This window comes from Streptomyces sp. Ru73, assembly GCF_002920575.1.
Classification (GTDB): Bacteria; Actinomycetota; Actinomycetes; order Streptomycetales; family Streptomycetaceae; genus Streptomyces.
Map to the genome: position 1 here is coordinate 1 of NZ_PQSQ01000044.1, position 14374 is coordinate 14374.

Genomic DNA, 14374 nt, shown 5'->3' on the forward strand with positions numbered 1-14374 from the left:
ATCCTTACCCGCAGCACCCATCAACACTCACTCCCGTCACACCGAAAAACACGCCCCGTTCGGGCGGGCACGGAGGATGAACCGGTCAGCGGCCGCCGAAACGGGCCGCGTCGAAATTGGCCGCCGACATCTGCTGCCGCGCGTTGTCGCCGTGCTCCTGGTCACCCGAGCTGAACGCCGAGTCCATGCCCTTCTGGCCGCCGAGAATGCCCGACAGCGAACTCTGCAGCGACGCGGCGATCTCGTCCGAACGCGCCTTGAACTGATCGAAGGCCGCCTTGCCCGAACCGTTGAACTTGCCCTCCAACGGGGCGGCGGCATCCACCAGCTGACGGATCAGTGAGCCGAGGTCCTCGCTCGACCCCTGCGACTTGGACTGCAGCGTCGACAGCGTCGACGCACCCATGTCGAACTTCATCTGGCTCCCCCTGCCACGAACTGGACCATCGTTTCCGGATACATCGTGGCAACTCAGGGACATCGCTGCCAACACTGGACACAGTGCTGTGACACACGCGTGACACCGTCACCCGCGCCGGACGGGAGTGCGCAGGCCGTAGCCTTGCGATGCCCGGCGGGTCGGTGTCCGGGCAGGCCGCGGAGTGCGAAGGGGAACCTGTCATGACGGAACGGCTGGTGGTCATCGGCGGGGACGCGACCGGGATGTCGGCGGCGTCGCAGGCCCGCAGGCTGCGCAAGCCCGAGGAGCTGGAGATCGTCGCCTTCGAGCGGGGGCACTTCACGTCGTACTCCGCCTGCGGCATCCCGTACTGGGTGGGCGGCGTCGTGGACGACCGGGACGCGCTGGTCGCGCGGACGCCGGAGCAGCACCGGGCGCGCGACATCGAGCTGCGGATGCGGACGGAGGTCACCGAGCTCGACGTCGACAAGCGGCGGGTGCGCTCGCGCGACCTCGAAACCGGCGCGGAGGAGTGGACGGAGTACGACAAGCTCGTCCTCGCGACCGGCGCGAAGCCGCTCCGGCCGCCGCTCCCGGGCATCGACGCGCCGGGCGTGCACGGCGTGCAGACCCTCGACGACGGACAGGCGCTGCTGGACACGCTGACCCGTACCAAGGGGCGGCGCGCGGTCGTGGTGGGCGCCGGGTACATCGGCGTGGAGATGGCCGAGGCGCTGATCCAGCGCGGGTACGAGGTGACGGTCGTCGACCGCGGCGCCGAGCCGATGTCCACGCTCGACCCGGACATGGGCCGCCTGGTGCGCGACGCGATGACGGGTCTGGGCATCGAGATGGTCAGCGGCGCCGAGGTGACGGAGATCCGCACCGGCGACGACGGCCGGGCCCGCGCGGTGGTGACGGCGGAGAAGGAGTACCCGGCGGACGTGGTGGTGCTCGGCCTCGGCGTACGGCCCGAGACCGCGCTCGCCGAGACGGCGGGGCTGCCGCTGGGCGCGTCCGGCGGGATCCTCACCGACCAGGCGATGCGGGTACGCGGCCACGAGGACATCTGGGCGGGCGGCGACTGCGTGGAGGTGCTGGACCTGGTCTCCGGACGGGACCGGCACATCGCGCTCGGCACGCACGCGAACAAGCACGGCCAGGTCATCGGCTCCGGCGTGGGCGGCGGTTACGCGACCTTCCCCGGGGTGGTCGGCACGGCCGTCAGCAAGGTCTGCGACCTGGAGATCGCGCGTACCGGGCTGCGCGAGAAGGACGCGCGGGCGGTGGGCCTGCAGTACGTCACCGCGACGATCGAGTCCACGAGCCGGGTCGGGTACTTCCCGGACGCCGCGCCGATGACGGTGAAGATGCTCGCCGAGCGGCTGACGGGGCGGCTGCTGGGCGTGCAGATCGTCGGGCGCGAGGGCGCGGCGAAGCGGGTGGACATCGCGGCGGTGGCGCTCACGGCGAAGATGACCGTGGAGCAGATGACGGCGCTGGACCTGGGCTACGCGCCGCCGTTCTCGCCGGTGTGGGACCCGGTGCTGGTGGCGGCGCGGAAGGCCGTCCAGGCGGTACGGGCGGACGCGGTGGCGCGATAGCGGTGCCGGGCCGCGGGCGTCCGCCGTGCGGCGGACGCCCGGCGCGGCTCAGCGTGCCGTCTGCTCGTGGACGTACTCGACCAGGCGGGTCAGCGCCTCGGGGTCGGTGTTCGGCAGGACGCCGTGGCCGAGGTTGAAGACGTGGCCCTCAAGGCCCGCGGCGGCGTCCAGCACCTCGCGGGCCTTGGCCTCGACGGCCTCGCGCGGGGCGAAGAGGACGGCCGGGTCGATGTTGCCCTGGATCGCCTTGCCGGGGCCGACGCGGCGGGCCGCCTCGTCCAGCGGCACCCGCCAGTCGGCGCCCACGACGTCCGCGCCGGCCTCGCCCATCAGGCCGAGCAGCTCGCCGGTGCCGACACCGAAGTGGATGCGCGGTACGCCGTACCCGGAGACGGCCTCGAAGACCTTGGCGGAGGCCGGCATGACGGAGCGGCGGTAGTCGGCCGGGGCGAGCGCGCCGACCCAGGAGTCGAAGAGCTGCACGGCGCTGGCGCCGGCCTCGATCTGCACCTTGAGGAAGGACGCGGTGATGTCGGCGAGGCGGTCCAGCAGGTCGGCCCAGAGCCGCGGGTCGCCGTACATGAGCGCCTTGGTGTGCTCGTGGTTGCGGGACGGGCCGCCCTCGACGAGGTAGCTGGCGAGGGTGAAGGGGGCGCCCGCGAAGCCGATGAGCGGGGTGGAGCCCAGCTCGCCGACGAGCATGCGGACCGCTTCGGAGACGTACGAGACGTCCTCGGGCGTGAGGTCGCGCAGCCGCTCCAGGTCGGCGCGGGTGCGGATCGGCCGCTCGACGACCGGGCCGACGCCGGGCTTGATGTCCAGGTCGATGCCGATGGCCTTGAGCGGGACGACGATGTCGCTGAAGTAGATCGCGGCGTCGACGTTGTGCCGGCGGACGGGCTGCAGCGTGATCTCGGTGACCAGGTCGGGCCGCATGCACGAGTCGAGCATGGCGATGCCCTCACGGACCTTGCGGTACTCCGGCAGTGAGCGCCCGGCCTGGCGCATGAACCACACCGGGGTGTGCGGGACCGGCTCCCGGCGGCAGGCCTTGAGGAACGCGGACTCGCGCGTGCTCTCCGGGGCGAAGGAGGCGGTTGGCTGCTGGCCCGTCATGGGGGTCTCCCCTGCTCGGTCGGAGTGGAGAGCGCGGGCAACGTCGTTGGCACTCACGCCCCAAATCTTCGCACGCGCGCGAGACACCTCCGAACGGGCGACCCGCCCACCGGGTGTCCTCCGCATATGAACGCCGCATTGCGCCTAACCTTCCCAGCATGGCAGCGGCTCACGAACACCTCGCGGACAGCGCGGACGAGACCCCGATCGCCTTCCGTCAGGCGGTCGAGGCCCTCCACGCGACCAGGCTGCGACCCGAGATCGAGATCGCGCCGATGCCCGCGCCGAAACGGCTCGCGCCGTTCGCGCACGCGCTGGAGGCGACGGTCGTCGAACGGGACGCGGAGGGCGACACGGACCTGGCCGACGGCCGGCTCGTGCTGCTGCACGACCCGGCGGGCCACGACGCCTGGCGCGGCACCTTCCGGGTGGTGACGCTGGCCCGCGCCGAGCTGGAGCCGGAGATGGGCACCGACCCGCTCCTCCCGGAGGTGTGCTGGTCCTGGCTGACGGGCGCGCTGGAGGCGCGCGGGGTGCCGTACGGGGAACCGAGCGGCACGGTCACGCGCGCGGGGTCGTACTACTTCGGCGGGCTCGGCGACCGGCAGCCGACCACCCAGATCGAGCTGCGTGCCTCGTGGACGCCGGCCGAGGGGCCCCGCGGGGTGCGGGACGCCGAGCTGCATCTGACGGCGTGGTGCGATCTGCTGTGCCAGGTGGCGGGGCTGCCGCCGGCGCCGGTCGAGCCCACGGCGCGGGGCGGCGTGGTGCCGCTGCCGCAGCGGCGGGGGCCGCAGCCGCGCTGATCAGCTCCTCTTTCCGGTTCCTCCCCGTCCGGCCCGGGCCGCCTCCGAGGCGGTTCCGGGCCGCGGTCGTGCTGCCCCGGCCCCGATCACGCTTCCGATTTGCCCGAATTGGTCCCAATTAAATCGTGATCAAACTCTAAAGTCCGGCCGGACTACTGCCGAAGAGGTCTATGACCCTTCAAACACGGGAGCACTCCGGCTCACCCTCCCCTGAAGCCGGCTTCCGTCCCCGCCACTCCCCAGGAGGCCCGGTGTCTGTTCTCCTCGAGCAACCTTCGAGCCTGGTCGCCTACCGCCCGAACAAGCCGACGGCCATGGTCGTCGTGGCCGACCCGCGCGTCCGTTCCACCGTGACCCGCCACCTGTGGGCCCTCGGAGTACGCGACGTGATCGAGGCATCGTCCATCGCGGAGGCCCGCCCCCGCGTCGGCAACCCGCGCGACATCTGCGTGGCCGACGTCCATCTGCCCGACGGCTCCGGCCTCACCCTGCTGTCCGAGACCCGGGCGGCGGGCTGGCCCAACGGCCTCGCGCTCTCCGCGGCCGACGACATCGGCGCGGTACGCAACGCCCTCGCCGGCGGCGTCAAGGGCTACGTCGTCACCGGCACCCGCACCAACCTCGGCATCCCGGGCCGTCCCGGCGCCGCGCCCATCGGCGCCGGCGCGGCCCGCATGCACCGCCGTCCGCCCGGCGCCCCCGGCCACCCCGGCGGGTACCGCGAGCTCTCGGGGCGCGAGGTCGAGGTGCTGAGATTGGTCGCCGAAGGCCAGTCCAACAAGGCCATCGGCGTCTCGATGGGCCTGTCGGCCCTCACCGTCAAGAGCCACCTGGCCCGCATCGCCCGCAAGCTCGGCACGGGAGACCGGGCCGGCATGGTCGCCGTCGCGCTGCGTACGGGGATCATCCACTGAGCTCCGGGACCGCCCGCCCGGACCGCCCGGCCGTCCGCCCGCCCGCTTCTCCTGGCTTTACATAGGTACAGCGTCCGTCGAGGGAACGTTCCCTCGGCGGACGTGGTGCATACACCGATACCCTTGACTGGTGACCGACGCCCAAAAGACCGCAGAAGACTCGACACTGCGAACCCCCGGGGACGCAACGGAAGACCCCCGGCCGGCACCGGTCCCGCTTCTCGAACCCCGCGAGGGCATCCCGCCCGTGACCGCGACCGACGAGGACCTCGCGCAGGTCGTCGCCGCCTTCGCGGCCGGCAGCGGCCCGGTCGCCGTGGACGCCGAGCGGGCCTCCGGGTACCGCTACGGCCAGCGCGCCTACCTGATCCAGCTGCGCCGCGAAGGCGCGGGCAGCGTCCTGATCGACCCGGTCGCCTGCCCCGACCTGAGCGCGCTGGGCGAGGCGATCGCCGGCACCGAGTGGGTGCTGCACGCGGCGACCCAGGACCTGCCCTGCCTGCGTGACATAGGGATGGTCCCGGCCTCGCTCTTCGACACCGAGCTGGCCGGCCGGCTGGCCGGCTTCGCGCGGGTCGGCCTCGGCGCGATGGTCGAGAACGTCCTCGGCTACGCGCTGGAGAAGGGCCACTCCGCGGTGGACTGGTCCACCCGCCCGCTGCCGGAGCCCTGGCTGCGGTACGCCGCGCTCGACGTGGAGCTGCTGGTCGACCTGCGGGACGCGCTGGAGGAGGAGCTGGACCGGCAGGGGAAGCTGGAGTGGGCCCGGCAGGAGTTCGCGGCCATCGCCGCCGCTCCGCCGGCCCCGCCCCGGAAGGACCCCTGGCGCCGTACGTCCGGGATGCACAAGGTGCGACGACGGCGCCAGATGGCGGTCGTACGGGAGCTGTGGACGGCCCGCGACCGGGTCGCGCAGAAGCGGGACGTCTCGCCGGGCAAGGTGCTGGGCGACGCGGCGATCGTGGAGGCGGCGCTGAACGTGCCGCCGAACGTCCACGCGCTCGCCTCCCTGTCCGGCTTCGGGCACCGCATGGGCCGCCGGCAGCTGGAGCAGTGGCAGGCGGCGATCGACCGGGCGCGGGCACTGCCCGAGTCGGAGCTGCCGCAGCCGGGCCAGCCGCTGAACGGTCCCCCGCCGCCGCGCGCCTGGGCCGACAAGGACCCGGCCGCCGCCGCCCGGCTCACCGCGGCCCGCGCCGCGGTGACCGCGCTCGCGGAGGAGCTGCACCTGCCGCAGGAGAACCTGATCACGCCGGACACGGTGCGGCGGGTGTGCTGGGAGCCGCCGGAGCCGACTCCGTCGGCCGTTGCCGAGGCGCTGGCCGGGTACGGTGCGCGGCCCTGGCAGGTCGAGCTGGTGACGCCGCTGCTGGTGGAGGCGCTGAGCACCTCGTCTGCGGGCTGACGCCTGCGGGCGTCCTGTCCTCAATCGCCGGACGGGCCGGTACGCACCGGCCCGTCCGGCGTTTTGCGGCGCGGCGGGGCCGTACTCGGCGCTCAGTCCCTGTCGACGTGGGTGCGGAGCACCTTCTTGCTGGACGCGTCGATGTCGTACGTCGTCTTGTTCCAGTCGTTCGTGGTGACGACGTCGACGGACCAGATGACCTTGCCCTGGTCGTTGTCGTCCAGCTCGATCGAGCTGATCTTGCCCTGCTTCTTGTCCGTGGCCACCTGGGCCGCCTGCTGGGCGGTCACCGTGGCCTTCTTGAGCCGGCCGGCGAGCTTCTGCTTGTCCTCGCTGTCCTCGTCGGTGTCGGGCCGGGGCTTGGCCGCCTTCCCGGAGACCGCGTCGACGACGACCTCGCTCTTGGTGCCGTCGGAGGTGGCGACCTCGGCCTCCCACTCCGGCTTGCCGTCCATCCCGCGCTTCAGCTCGGCCCTGACCGGCTTGGAGCCGGACACCGCGCCGGTGGCGGCCGCCAGCGCCTTGTCGTAGGTGATCTTCGCCTTCGGGATGAGGGCCTTGCGCTCGGCCTGGTCCTGGGTGAGCTTGCCGCTCCCGCTCGGCGAGGCGGCGGCGGACTTGCCGCCGCCGGACTCCGACGGGGACGAGGAGCCGCCCCCGCCGCCGCCCTTGTCGTCGCCGCAGCCGGTGACCAGCGCGCCCGCCACGGCCACGGCACACACCAGGCCGGCCGCGCGCAGCCGCGCCGGGCGATTCCCGTACGCGAGCGTTCCGCTTCGCTTCGTATCCATGGGAGGCAGAGTAGGGGTGATACGTCCCCTTAAGTCCGCGGCACAGCGAGGACCGGGCGAAGCCACCCGGATCGCGCCAAGTCCCGGAACGCCCCTGGAGCAACAGCAGGTGAATGTGACGTTCGCCGCTCCGGCCGAGGGGGCTGGGCAGGTTGGTTACCCGCAAGTAGCATGACGGTGGGCAGCGCGCCATGAGCGCGCCCCGCAGCAGTGCCACCCCGCACCTGGAGGAGAGCCAACGTGCCTCGTACCGCTAGGGACGTCGTCTTCGTCGACGGCGTCCGCACCCCGTTCGGCAAGGCGGGCCCGAAGGGCATCTACCACGAGACCCGCGCCGACGACCTGGTCGTCAAGTGCATCCGGGAGCTGCTGCGCCGCAACCCGGACCTGGACCCGGCCCGGATCGACGAGGTCGCGCTCGCCGCGACCACGCAGATCGGTGACCAGGGCCTGACCCTGGGCCGGACGGCCGGCATCCTGGCCGGTCTGCCGCAGTCCGTGCCCGGCTTCTCGATCGACCGGATGTGTGCCGGTGCGATGACCGCCGTGACGTCCATCGCGGGCGGCGTGTCCTTCGGCGCGTACGACATCGCCGTGGCCGGCGGTGTCGAGCACATGGGCCGGCACCCCATGGGCGAGGGCGTCGACCCGAACCCGCGGTTCGTCAGCGAGAAGCTGGTCGACCAGTCCGCGCTCTTCATGGGCATGACGGCGGAGAACCTGCACGACCGCCTGCCGCACATCACCAAGCAGCGCGCCGACGAGTACGCCGTGCGCAGCCAGGAGAAGGCGGCCAAGGCGTACGCGGACGGCAAGATCCAGGCCGACCTGGTGCCGATCTCCGTGCGCCGCACCAACGCGGAGGCGGGCGAGACCGGCTGGGGCCTGGCCACCGCCGACGAGCCGATGCGCCCCGGCACGACGCTGGAGAACCTGGCGAACCTCAAGACGCCGTTCCGCGCGCACGGCCGCGTGACGGCCGGTAACGCCGCGGGCCTGAACGACGGCGCCACCGCCTCGCTGATCGCCGCCGAGGACGTGGCGCGCGAGCTGGGCCTGCCGGTCAAGATGCGCCTGGTGGACTACGCGTTCGCCGGCGTGGAGCCGGAGGTCATGGGCATCGGCCCGGTCCCGGCGACCGAGAAGGCGCTGGCCAAGGCCGGTCTGACGATCGATGACATCGGTCTGTTCGAGATCAACGAGGCGTTCGCCGTCCAGGTGCTCTCGCTGCTCGACCACTACGGCATCGCCGACGACGACCCGCGCGTCAACCAGTACGGCGGCGCCATCGCGTTCGGCCACCCGCTGGCCTCCTCCGGCGTGCGTCTGATGACGCAGCTGGCCCGCCAGTTCGAGGAGCAGCCGCACGTCCGCTACGGCATCACCACCATGTGCGTCGGCTTCGGCATGGGCGGCACCGTGATCTGGGAGAACCCGCACTTCGAGGGGGCAGGCAAGTGAGCACCACCGCAGAGCTTCTCAAGGGGGCGGCCGAGCTGTTCCCCGACGAGGTCGTGACCCAGGCGCACGTGCGCCACCTCGACCTCCCCCAGGGCGCCGGCCGGTTCGCGCTGATCACCCTGGACAACGGCCTGGACCACACCAAGCCGACCACCTTCGGGCCGCAGTCGCTCGCCAACCTCAACGTGGCGATCGACCAGGTCGAGAAGGAGGCCGCGGACGGCGGGATCGTCGGTGTGGGCATCACCGGCAAGCCGTTCATCTTCGCCGTCGGCGCCGACCTCAAGGGCGTCGAGCTGCTGAAGAAGCACGAGGACGCGCTCGCCATCGGCAAGGGCGGCCACGACGTCTTCAAGCGGCTGTCCGCGCTCGCCGTGCCGACCTTCGCGTACTACAACGGCGCTGCCATGGGCGGCGGCGTCGAGGTCGGCCTGCACTGCTCGTACCGCACCGTCTCCAAGGCGCTGCCCGCCTTCTCGCTGCCCGAGGTCTTCCTCGGCCTGGTGCCCGGCTGGGGCGGCTGCGTACTGCTGCCGAACCTCATCGGCGCCGACCGCGCGGTCTCGGTCATCATCGAGAACTCGCTCAACCAGAACAAGCAGCTCAAGGGCCAGCAGGTCTACGACCTCGGGATCGCCGACGCGATCTTCGAGGGCGCGGACTTCCTGGAGCAGTCGCTGATCTGGACCGCGTCCGTCCTCAAGGGCGAGACCGAGGTCGTCCGGGCCGAGCTGGACCGCGGCGAGGCCTGGGACCAGGCCGTGGCGCGCGGCAAGGCCATCGCCGACGGCAAGGTGCACGGTGCGGCCCCGGCCGCCTACCGCGCGCTGGACATCATCGCCAAGGCCAAGAACGGCGACCTGCGCCAGGGCTTCGACGCCGAGGACCAGGCCCTCGCGGACCTGATCATGGGCGGCGAGCTGCGCAGCGGCATCTACGCGTTCAACCTGGTGCAGAAGCGCGCCAAGCGGCCCGCGGGTGCCCCGGACAAGAGCCTGGCCCGCCCGGTCACCAAGGTCGGCGTGGTCGGCGCGGGGCTGATGGCCAGCCAGCTGGCGCTGCTGTTCGCGCGCCGCCTGGAGGTGCCGGTCGTGCTGACCGACATCTCCCAGGAGCGCATCGACAAGGGCGTGCAGTACGTGCACGACGAGATCGACAAGCTGCTGCTGAAGGGCCGCGTCAACCAGGACAAGGCCAACCGCCTCAAGGGCCTGGTCTCCGGCGTCCTGGACAAGGCGGACGGCTTCGCGGACGCGGACTTCGTCATCGAGGCCGTGTTCGAGGAGATGGGCGTCAAGCAGCAGGTGTTCGCGGAGGTCGAGGCGGTCGCCCCGGCGCACGCCATCCTCGCGACCAACACCTCCTCGCTGTCCGTCTCGGAGATGGCGTCGAAGCTGAAGCACCCCGAGCGGGTCGTGGGCTTCCACTTCTTCAACCCGGTCGCGATCCTGCCGCTGCTGGAGATCGTGCGCGGCGAGAAGACCGACGACGCGTCGCTGGCCACCGCCTTCTCGGTCGCCAAGTCGCTGAAGAAGACCGCGGTGCTCTGCAAGGACGCCCCGGCGTTCGTCGTGAACCGCATCCTCACCCGCTTCATGGGCGAGATCCAGAACGTCATCGACGAGGGCACCCCGGTGGACGTGGCGGAGAAGGCCATCGAGCCGCTCGGCCTGCCGATGTCCCCGCTGGTGCTGCTGGAGCTGGTCGGCCCGGCCATCGGCCTGCACGTCTCGGAGACCCTGAACCGCGCCTTCCCGGAGCGCTTCAAGGTGTCGCCGAACCTGAAGGCCGTCGTGGACGCCGGCAAGCGCGGCTTCTACGTCTACGACTCGGGCAAGCCCGAGCTGGACCCGGAGGTCGCCGCGCTGCTCCAGCAGGGCGACACGGTCCTCACCGAGCAGCAGGTCCGCGACCGCGTCCTGGACGCGGTGGCGCAGGAGATCGGCCTGATGCTGGACGAGGGCGTGGTGGCCGAGGCGCAGGACATCGACCTGTGCCTGATCACCGGCGCCGGCTGGCCCTTCCACCTGGGCGGCATCACGCCGTACCTGGACCGTGCGGGCGTCTCCGAGCGGGTCAACGGCAAGAAGTTCCTCGCCCCGGGCGTCGCGAGCGTCCCCGCGTAACTCCCCACCGGGCGGCCCCGCCGCCTCCACGGGTCACTGCCCCGGCACCATCCCTCAGTGGTGCCGGGGCAGTTCCGTGCCCGGACGCGCGCCGCGGGCCGTCAGTGGTGCCAGGGCAGGCGTACGGGGGTGGCCGGGAGGCGGCCGGCCAGGATGGCGGTGAGGAGGGCGGCGAGGCCGTGCGGGTAGACCTCCTCCGGTGCGGCCGCCAGCTCCTCGGGGGTCCACCAGCGGTGGCCGACGATCGTGGCCCGCTCGTGGGCCTCGAAGCCGCCGGTGTCCACGTCGTGCCGGGACACCCGGTACAGGTAGAAGACGTCCTCGAACAGGCCGGTGCGCCAGCCCAGGTCCGCGTGTCCCGAGGTGCGGGCCACCGGGCCGGTCAGTGCGGTGTGCGGGACCGACAGGCCGGTCTCCTCGGCCAGTTCGCGCGCCGCTGCCCGCGCCGTGCGCTCCCAGCGCCGCACTCCCCCGCCGGGCGTGAGCCAGCAGTACCCGGCCTCCGGCCGCCCCATGACCCGCAGCGACCGGAAGAGGAGCACCCGGCCGCCGCCGTCGACGAGCAGCACCCGCGCGGAGCGGCGCCCGCCCCGTAACCGTGTGAGCAGCGGCATCCGCGCAGCCTACAGCCGCTTCGCGCTGCGCAGGTGGGACGCGTAGTAGCCGTTGCCGTCCAGGCGGGAGGTGCCGCCCTTGTCGCCGATGGTGGGGCCGTTCACTTCCTCCCGGCTGGAGAGGAAGATCTTGTGGCCGTCGGTGTCGTGCCCGAGGTACATCCCGACGTGGTCCAGGCGCTGCTTCGTCCGCGCGTCGAGCTTGAAGAAGACCAGGTCGCCCGGCTGGAGGACGTCGATCGAGGCGGGCCGGTCCGCCGGGCCCACGCCCTTGAGCGGGATGACGTCGGTGCCCACGTCGGAGCGGGCGATGCCGTTGGCCGTACGCGGCAGTCCGTCACCGGACTTGTCGCTGGACATCAGGGGGTAGCGGGCGCGGTAGCCCCACAGCAGCCGCATGAAGCCCGAGCAGTCCACCGAGCGGGCGCGCTTGGCCTCGGGGACCTGGGTGACGCCGTCCCGGAAGGTGTACGGGATGCCGAGGTAGTCGTAGAAGTCCGACAGCTCCTCGCGGAGGTCGTTGCCCTCGCTGCCGTTGGGGTTCAGCGGGCCGAAGTTGGCGTCGCCCGCGTAGGCGATGCCCTCGTCGTCCTTCTTCACCGGGGCCCGGTCCACGTACTGGAAGCCCATCGCGAAGACGTCGTCCTCCTCGCTCCCGAAGTACTGCTTGAACCAGTCCTTGAACCACTTCTCCTTCTCGGCGCCCTTGCGCCACGGCTCCGGCAGCAGCCGCACCCAGTCCTCCGTCACCACCCGCGAGCTGGTGTACGCGGGTTCGGCGAAGGTCCGGCTGGGGCCCTTGAGGGTGGCGGTGCGGGCGCCGTCGGTGAAGGTGGCGAGCACCGCGCCGTTCCGGCCGCGCAGCACCGAGCGGTCGGGGTGGCGCAGCCGCTCCCAGTGCTGCGCGCCCGTGTCGGTCTTCGTGCTGGACTCCAGGACCGGGCTGTCGGTGACGGCCTGCACGGCCGGGGCCTTGGCCTGCTCCTGCTTGCGCAGCTCCACGGTCAGGAACGCGCTCGTGCCGAGCAGCGCGAGCACGGTCACGGTGTGCACGACGGCGCGCTTCTTCTTGCCGGCCGTCCTGCTGGACGTGCCGGTCGTCTTGCCGGTGGCGGTCATCAGCGGTCTCCGTACGGGTCAGGCGGACGGCATGAAGCCGAGGAGGATCCCGGCGGTGAGGACGACGAACGCCATCAGCGTCACGGAGCCGGTGGCGAGCAGCGTCGGGCCCTTGGGCTGGCGGACGAGCTGGTAGGCGATCAGGCCGGGGACGATGAAGCCGAGGGTCTGGTTGGCGTACATCAGCGGGAACTCGACCGACAGGATGATCATGACGGTCGCCTGCAGGGCCACGCCGGTGAGCACCACGGCGGCGAACAGCCGCTTGCCGTAGAGGATCACGAAGCGCTGCATGAGCAGGACGGAGACGTACGTGAGGACGGTGACGCCGACGACCATCGCGGCGCGCTGGAGGTCCTCGACCAGGGTCAGCGCGAGCCAGCCGGGCGTGATCATGCCGCCCGGCGAGAGGTTGGTCGTCAGGTAGCAGACCAGCGAGAAGAGCAGGCCGAGCGCGATCCCGATCGCGGCGATCTCGGGGGTGAGGACGGACGGGATCAACGGTGTTCTCCTGGACTCTGGCTGTGGCTCTGGTGCGGCTGGTGCGACGGCGGCGGCAGCTGGGGCCACTCCTGGGGCGTGCCGCCGGCCGGGGCCGGCGGCACGCGGGGCTCGAACATGCCGCGTGCGTACGGCTCCGGCTCGCTCCGCTGCACGGGCACGTACGGCTCCGGCTCACTCCGCTGCACCGGCACGTACGGCTGGTGCGCGGGGGCCCACGGCTGGTGCCGGGCCTCGTACCCCTCCGGGTACGGCGCGTACGGATCGACCGTGGGCGCGTAGAGCTGCATGGTGTCCACGTGCTCCGGCACGCCGGCGGCCGCCGGGTCCGGGGTGTCGTCCGGCGGCAGCTCGGCCAGGTGCTCCAGCAGGAGTTCGCCCTGGCCGTGGATGTTGCCGATGGCGACGAGCGAGGAGTCCGGGCCGAGCCGGCCGAGCAGCTGCGCCATGAACTCCTCGGGGTCGCGCCGGTCGCCGCCGAGGTCGACGGCGCGGTCCCGCCACCCGGCGGGAATCGCGTCGATGGCCGACTTGGCGGGATGGCCGATGACGAAGACCTGCTCCGGTTCGAGGTCGGGGATGATCTCGCCCATCTGGCCGTTGCGCTCGACGCGGTCGGGGCGGCAGTTGATGACGACGTTCAGGGGGCGGTGGATCGCGCCGAGGTCCAGCAGCTGGTTGATGTTCATCAGCGTCGACTCGGGGTCGTTGGCCGCGAAGACGTTGGCGAAGCGGAGCTTCTTGCCGTCCTCGGTGGCGTACCGCTCGACGGAGAGCACGCCGGGGTCCGGCGGCGCGTCGTACATGCCCTTCAGTGCCGTGTCCCGGTCGACGCCGAGGAGTTCGGCGACGGCCAGCGCGATGGCGACGTTCTCCTTGAAGGTGAACCAGCTGAAGCCGCGCAGCTCCTCGTCGGTGACCGACTCGGGATCGGCGTAGATCAGCTCGCAGTCCCGCGCTTCGGCCTCCTCCTGGAGGATGTGGAAACGGTCCTTCTCCGCGGTGACGCAGATGCCGCCCTCGGGCATCGAGCGGCAGAGCGAGCGCGCCACGTCGTCCAGGGTGGGGCCCATCTCGGCGAGGTGGTCCTCGCGGACGTTGCAGAGCACGCCGATCGTGGAGCGGATCAGCTTGGACTGGTTGATCTCCTGGAGCGCTGGCATGACCGCCATGCACTCGATGACCAGCGCGTCAGGGCGGTAGGTGGCGGCGCGCCGGACGATGCCGATCTGCTCGACGACGTTGGCGATGCCGAACTTCCGGTAGACGGGCTCCTCGGTGGCGTCCGGGTGGATGAAGCGGGCCGCCGTACCGGTGGTCTTGGCGACCGTGGTCAGCCCGCCGCCGCGCAGCGCGCCCGCGCACAGCCGGGTGATGGAGCTCTTGCCGCGGATGCCGTTGACCAGCACCCGGGTCGGTATCCGGTCCAGGTTGGCGAAGTGCCGCCGCTGCTCGATGACGCCCGCGACCAGCAGGACGGCACCGGACACCACCAGCACGGTGTAGAGGAAGAGCAC

13 protein-coding genes are annotated in these 14374 nt (G+C 71.9%); 6 read left to right on the top strand and 7 right to left on the bottom strand.

From position 1 onward, the window contains the following. Positions 1-85: 85 nt before the first annotated feature. Entirely contained in the window at positions 86-418 is a 333-nt protein-coding gene (locus C3486_RS19695; protein ID WP_103834053.1) for a hypothetical protein, read from the bottom strand. 203 nt (positions 419-621) lie between these two features. Here C3486_RS19695 and C3486_RS19700 point away from each other — a divergent pair, with 203 nt between their 5' ends. Next, positions 622-2004, top strand: a complete 1383-nt coding sequence (locus tag C3486_RS19700; protein ID WP_103834054.1) for an FAD-dependent oxidoreductase — start codon at positions 622-624, stop codon at positions 2002-2004. A 48-nt stretch (positions 2005-2052) separates the two neighbouring features. Here C3486_RS19700 and hemE read toward each other — a convergent pair whose 3' ends face one another. Beyond that, on the bottom strand, positions 2053-3120 hold the full coding sequence (gene hemE, locus C3486_RS19705) for a uroporphyrinogen decarboxylase (protein ID WP_103834055.1): 1068 nt from the start codon (positions 3118-3120) through the stop codon (positions 2053-2055). Positions 3121-3278: 158 nt separating this feature from the next. Here hemE and C3486_RS19710 point away from each other — a divergent pair, with 158 nt between their 5' ends. From C3486_RS19710 to C3486_RS19720, 3 genes are all read left to right on the top strand, one after another. After that, complete coding sequence (locus C3486_RS19710) at positions 3279-3926, top strand: DUF3000 domain-containing protein (protein WP_103834056.1); 648 nt, start codon at positions 3279-3281, stop codon at positions 3924-3926. A gap of 251 nt (positions 3927-4177) precedes the next feature. Next, positions 4178-4840, top strand: a complete 663-nt coding sequence (locus C3486_RS19715; protein WP_030261220.1) for a response regulator transcription factor — start codon at positions 4178-4180, stop codon at positions 4838-4840. A 130-nt stretch (positions 4841-4970) separates the two neighbouring features. Further along, the gene (locus C3486_RS19720) at positions 4971-6245 is read left to right on the top strand and encodes a ribonuclease D (protein WP_103834057.1); all 1275 of its coding nucleotides are present in this window, start codon (positions 4971-4973) and stop codon (positions 6243-6245) included. Between the two features lie 92 nt (positions 6246-6337). Here the strand turns inward: C3486_RS19720 and C3486_RS19725 are convergent, their stop codons facing one another. Further along, entirely contained in the window at positions 6338-7036 is a 699-nt protein-coding gene (locus C3486_RS19725; protein ID WP_103834058.1) for a PepSY domain-containing protein, read from the bottom strand. Between the two features lie 240 nt (positions 7037-7276). Between C3486_RS19725 and C3486_RS19730 the strand changes: the two genes are divergently transcribed. Continuing rightward, complete coding sequence (locus tag C3486_RS19730; protein ID WP_103834059.1) at positions 7277-8497, top strand: acetyl-CoA C-acyltransferase; 1221 nt, start codon at positions 7277-7279, stop codon at positions 8495-8497. Further along, positions 8494-10623, top strand: coding sequence for a 3-hydroxyacyl-CoA dehydrogenase NAD-binding domain-containing protein (locus C3486_RS19735; RefSeq protein WP_103834060.1), 2130 nt, complete (start codon positions 8494-8496; stop codon positions 10621-10623). Before C3486_RS19730 ends, C3486_RS19735 begins: the two co-directional genes overlap by 4 nt. Before the next feature lie 101 nt (positions 10624-10724). Here the strand turns inward: C3486_RS19735 and C3486_RS19740 are convergent, their stop codons facing one another. Genes C3486_RS19740 through pgsB form a run of 4 tightly spaced genes read right to left on the bottom strand, consistent with a single transcriptional unit; the run spans position 10725 to position 14374 of the window. Then, on the bottom strand, positions 10725-11237 hold the full coding sequence (locus C3486_RS19740; protein WP_103834061.1) for an NUDIX domain-containing protein: 513 nt from the start codon (positions 11235-11237) through the stop codon (positions 10725-10727). Positions 11238-11246: 9 nt separating this feature from the next. Then, positions 11247-12356 (bottom strand): C40 family peptidase, encoded by a 1110-nt coding sequence (locus C3486_RS19745; protein ID WP_103834062.1) that lies wholly within the window; start codon positions 12354-12356, stop codon positions 11247-11249. Between the two features lie 18 nt (positions 12357-12374). Then, the gene (locus C3486_RS19750; protein WP_103834063.1) at positions 12375-12857 is read right to left on the bottom strand and encodes a poly-gamma-glutamate biosynthesis protein PgsC/CapC; all 483 of its coding nucleotides are present in this window, start codon (positions 12855-12857) and stop codon (positions 12375-12377) included. Further along, the gene (gene pgsB, locus C3486_RS19755; protein WP_103834064.1) at positions 12854-14374 is read right to left on the bottom strand and encodes a poly-gamma-glutamate synthase PgsB; all 1521 of its coding nucleotides are present in this window, start codon (positions 14372-14374) and stop codon (positions 12854-12856) included. Before pgsB ends, C3486_RS19750 begins: the two co-directional genes overlap by 4 nt.

Coding starts and splice junctions, on each gene's coding strand:
- C3486_RS19725 (WP_103834058.1), bottom strand. CDS start 7,036: ATGGATACGAAGCGAAGCGGAACGCTCGCGTACGGGAATCGCCCGGCG.
- C3486_RS19695 (WP_103834053.1), bottom strand. CDS start 418: ATGAAGTTCGACATGGGTGCGTCGACGCTGTCGACGCTGCAGTCCAAG.
- C3486_RS19740 (WP_103834061.1), bottom strand. CDS start 11,237: ATGCCGCTGCTCACACGGTTACGGGGCGGGCGCCGCTCCGCGCGGGTG.
- C3486_RS19745 (WP_103834062.1), bottom strand. CDS start 12,356: ATGACCGCCACCGGCAAGACGACCGGCACGTCCAGCAGGACGGCCGGC.
- hemE (WP_103834055.1), bottom strand. CDS start 3,120: ATGACGGGCCAGCAGCCAACCGCCTCCTTCGCCCCGGAGAGCACGCGC.
- C3486_RS19700 (WP_103834054.1), top strand. CDS start 622: ATGACGGAACGGCTGGTGGTCATCGGCGGGGACGCGACCGGGATGTCG.
- C3486_RS19710 (WP_103834056.1), top strand. CDS start 3,279: ATGGCAGCGGCTCACGAACACCTCGCGGACAGCGCGGACGAGACCCCG.